Here is a 3,612-nt window from a genome sequence, read left to right on the forward strand (position 1 = left end):
AGTGATAGCCTTGTTAAGCAGGATAGGATGGGTCTTATTACTATTGGTGCGGAAAGAGGCGGCAATAAAATCAATATCGCTAATAGTAGCAAAGCAGATCGAACTCTTTCTGGTGTGAAGGCAGCAACGAAGAATAATGAAGCGGTTAATAAAGGTCAGCTAGATAAAGGTTTAAAGGATCTTTCTACCAGCCTTCAGTCTGATGATTCAGCCGTTGTTCATTACGATAAACAGAAGGATGGTGCCCCTAATTATATGAGTATAACTTTGGGTGGTAAAGACAAGACACCTGTTGCACTCCATAATGTTGCTAAGGGTGTAATATCTTCAGAATCCTATGATGCAATTAATGGTCAGCAGATTAATAAAATAGGCGGTGATATTGCTAAGTTCTTAGGTGGGAATGCAGCTTTTAGTAATGGTGCTTTCAGTGAACCATCTTATGGGGTACATGACATTAGAAAAACTGGTGATGTAGATGTATCGCCAAATAGTCATCATAATGTTGGTTCAGCTCTTTCGGCGCTTGATTATAGCCTTGGGAATGTGAATACGCGTATAACGAATACGATCAATGATTTTAATAAAAAAATAACTGATAGTTCTCAACATATTGAGAAAGATGCTTTGTTATGGAATGGTGAAGCCAATGCCTTTGTCGCACAGCATAAAACGGAAGAAGGTAAAAAGGAAAACAGCAAGATCACATCGCTGGCTGATGGTTCTATAGTATCAGGTTCGAGCGATGCTGTTACGGGTGGTCAGATTAATACCATAGCTGCAAGTTTATCAAAGATTTTAGGTGGCAAATCATCGTTTAGTGCTGATGGCACTTTTACAGTTCCCAGCTATGACTTATCGACAGTTTCTAAAGACGGTGAGGTAACAGATAAACCGTATGAAGGTGTTGAAAAAGCCTTTAAAGGACTTGATACAAATATCAAGACTGTTAACGCTCGCATTAAGGAAGTCTCAGAAGGAGTTGCACAAGATTCTTTATTATGGAGTAATGAGAGTAACGCCTTTGTCGCACAGCATAAAACGGAAGAAGGTAAAAAGGAAAACAGCAAGATCACATCACTTGCGGCTGGCTCTATAGTATCAGGCTCGAATGATGCGGTTACGGGAGGTCAGCTTCATACCATAGCTGCAGATTTATCAAAGATTTTAGGTGGCAGCGTATCCTTTGATGGTGAGAAGTTTAAAGATCCCACTTATACGGTGTCGAAAGTTTCTGAAGATGGTGAAGTGACAAGCGAATCCTATAATGATGTAGGCTCTGCTTTTGCAGGAATTGATACGAACTTCATAAATGTGAATAAACATCTGTCTAATGAGGTCAAAAAGTTTAATGAAAAATTAAGTAATATTACGCAAGAAGTTCAAGGCGATGCATTGTTGTGGAGTGATGCTGAAGGTGCCTTTGTGGCACAGCATGGAAAAGAAGATAAAAGAGCGAGCAGCAAGATTAAACATCTTGCCAACGGAGACGTTAGTGGAACTTCAAGCGATGCTGTAGCAGGAAATCAGCTATATGCTCTAGGTGACAGTGTTGCGCAGTCTTTAGGTGGTCATGCTAGTTATGCCGGTGGCGCTTGGATAGCTCCAAGCTTCAAGATTAAGACCATTAATGAGGATGGTACTAAAGTTGAAGAGAAGAAGTATAATACTGTATCGGAAGCTTTTGAGGGTGTAGGAACATCTTTTGAGAATCTTCAAAAAGAGTTTACCCAAAACAACACGGAGGTTACTGAAAATATTAAGCAGAATGCATTGTTGTGGAGTGATTCTGACAAGGCGTTTGTAGCAACACATGGAGAGAAGGAAAGCAAGAGTAAGATTACATTTCTTTCCAATGGAGAGGTCTCTACAAGCTCAAGTGATGCGATCAATGGTTCTCAGCTTTTTGAGACGAATAAGACTGTTGCAACTTATTTAGGTGGTGGCGCTGAATATACAGAAGGTAAATGGACGAATCCTAAATTCACGGTCAAGACCTTTGATGCTGATGGTGGATCTAAAGATCAGAATTATCCTGATGTAGCGAGTGCTTTAACAGGGGTTGGTAGTTCTATCACAAATGTTAAAAATGAGATTACAAAACAAATTAACAATGAAATTAACAATGTTAGAGGAGATAGCCTTGTTAAGAAAGATGCAGATACAAATCTTATCACTATTGGTAAAGAAGTAGAAGGCAGTGAAATCAATATAGCCAACAAGACTGGTACGGATCGGACTCTTTCAGGTGTTGGTGAAGCAACAAAGGATAATGAAGCTGTTAACAAAGGTCAGCTTGATGCAAGTCTGAAGGAACTTTCTACCAGCCTTCAGTCTGATGATTCAGCTGTTGTGCATTACGATAAAAAAGATGGTGATAATGGCGGCATTGATTACACGAGTGTGACTTTAGGTAAAGGTAAGGATGCAGGACCAGTTGCACTTCATAATGTCAAAGATGGTACCATTGCTGATAATTCACATGATGCGATTAATGGTAGTCAGATCAACACGATTTCTCAGGATTTAGCCAAGTTTTTTGGTGGTGATGCAAAATTTGTTGGCAGTACGTTTACAGGACCAACCTACAAGTTATCGAAGGTTGATACGGATGGTTCGGTAGCAAGTGCTAGTTTTGATAATGTTGGTAGTGCATTTACTGGTCTTGATGATAATATCAAGAATGTGAATGCACGGATTAAGGAAGTTTCTGAAGGGGTAGCGCAGGATTCTTTGAATTGGAGCAAGGAAGCCAATGCGTTTGTCGCGCGTCATGAGAAGAAGCAAGAAGAAAAAGGCAGAGCTGTAAGGACACAAGAAAACAGTAGAATTACGTTTCTAGCAAATGGTGAGATTAGCGCTAAATCAACAGATGCTGTAACGGGTAGTCAGCTTTATTCAGTCAATCGGACGGTTGCTAGCTATTTTGGTGGTGGCGCTAGTTATGAGAATGGAGAATGGGTTGCCCCCACCTTCAAGCTTAAAACTGTCAATGAAGATGGTAGTACTGGTGAGGAAAAGGTTTACAATAGTGTATCGGAAGCATTTGCTGGTGTTGCGAGTTCTATCACGAATGTTCATAATGATGTGACGAATGTAGTGAGTGATAGTCTTGCCAAGCAGGATGATAAGACGAAAGTTATCACTATTGGTAAAGAAGTAGAAGGTGCAGAAGTCAATATTGCCAGCAGTAAGAAAGAAGACCGGACACTTTCAGGTGTTAAGGCAGCAGAGAAAGACAATGAAGCAGTCAATAAAGCGCAACTTGATAAAAGTTTAGAGAAGCTTTCTACCAGCCTTCAGTCTGATGATTCAGCTGTTGTTCATTACGATAAAAAAGATGGTGATAATGGCGGCATTGATTACACGAGTGTGACTTTAGGTAAAGGTAAGGATGCAGGACCAGTTGCGCTTCATAATGTAAAAGAGGGTACCATTGCTGAAAATTCACGTGATGCAATTACGGGTAGCCAGATCAACACAATTTCTCAGAATGTGGCTAAATTCCTTGGTGGTGATGCAAAATTTGTTGGCGGTACGTTTACAGGACCAACCTACAAGTTATCGAAGGTTGATGCAGCTGGTAATATAACAGACAGTTCTTTTGATAAT

The 3,612-nt window shown here is 40.2% G+C and carries 1 pseudogene; it reads left to right on the plus strand.

Annotated features, from left to right (window positions below):
• Nucleotides 1-3,612, plus strand: a pseudogene (locus tag ACFILA_RS09195) (hypothetical protein); the annotation flags it as partial.

This window comes from Bartonella sp. CL71SXKL (assembly GCF_042194935.1).
Classification (GTDB): domain Bacteria; phylum Pseudomonadota; class Alphaproteobacteria; order Rhizobiales; family Rhizobiaceae; genus Bartonella.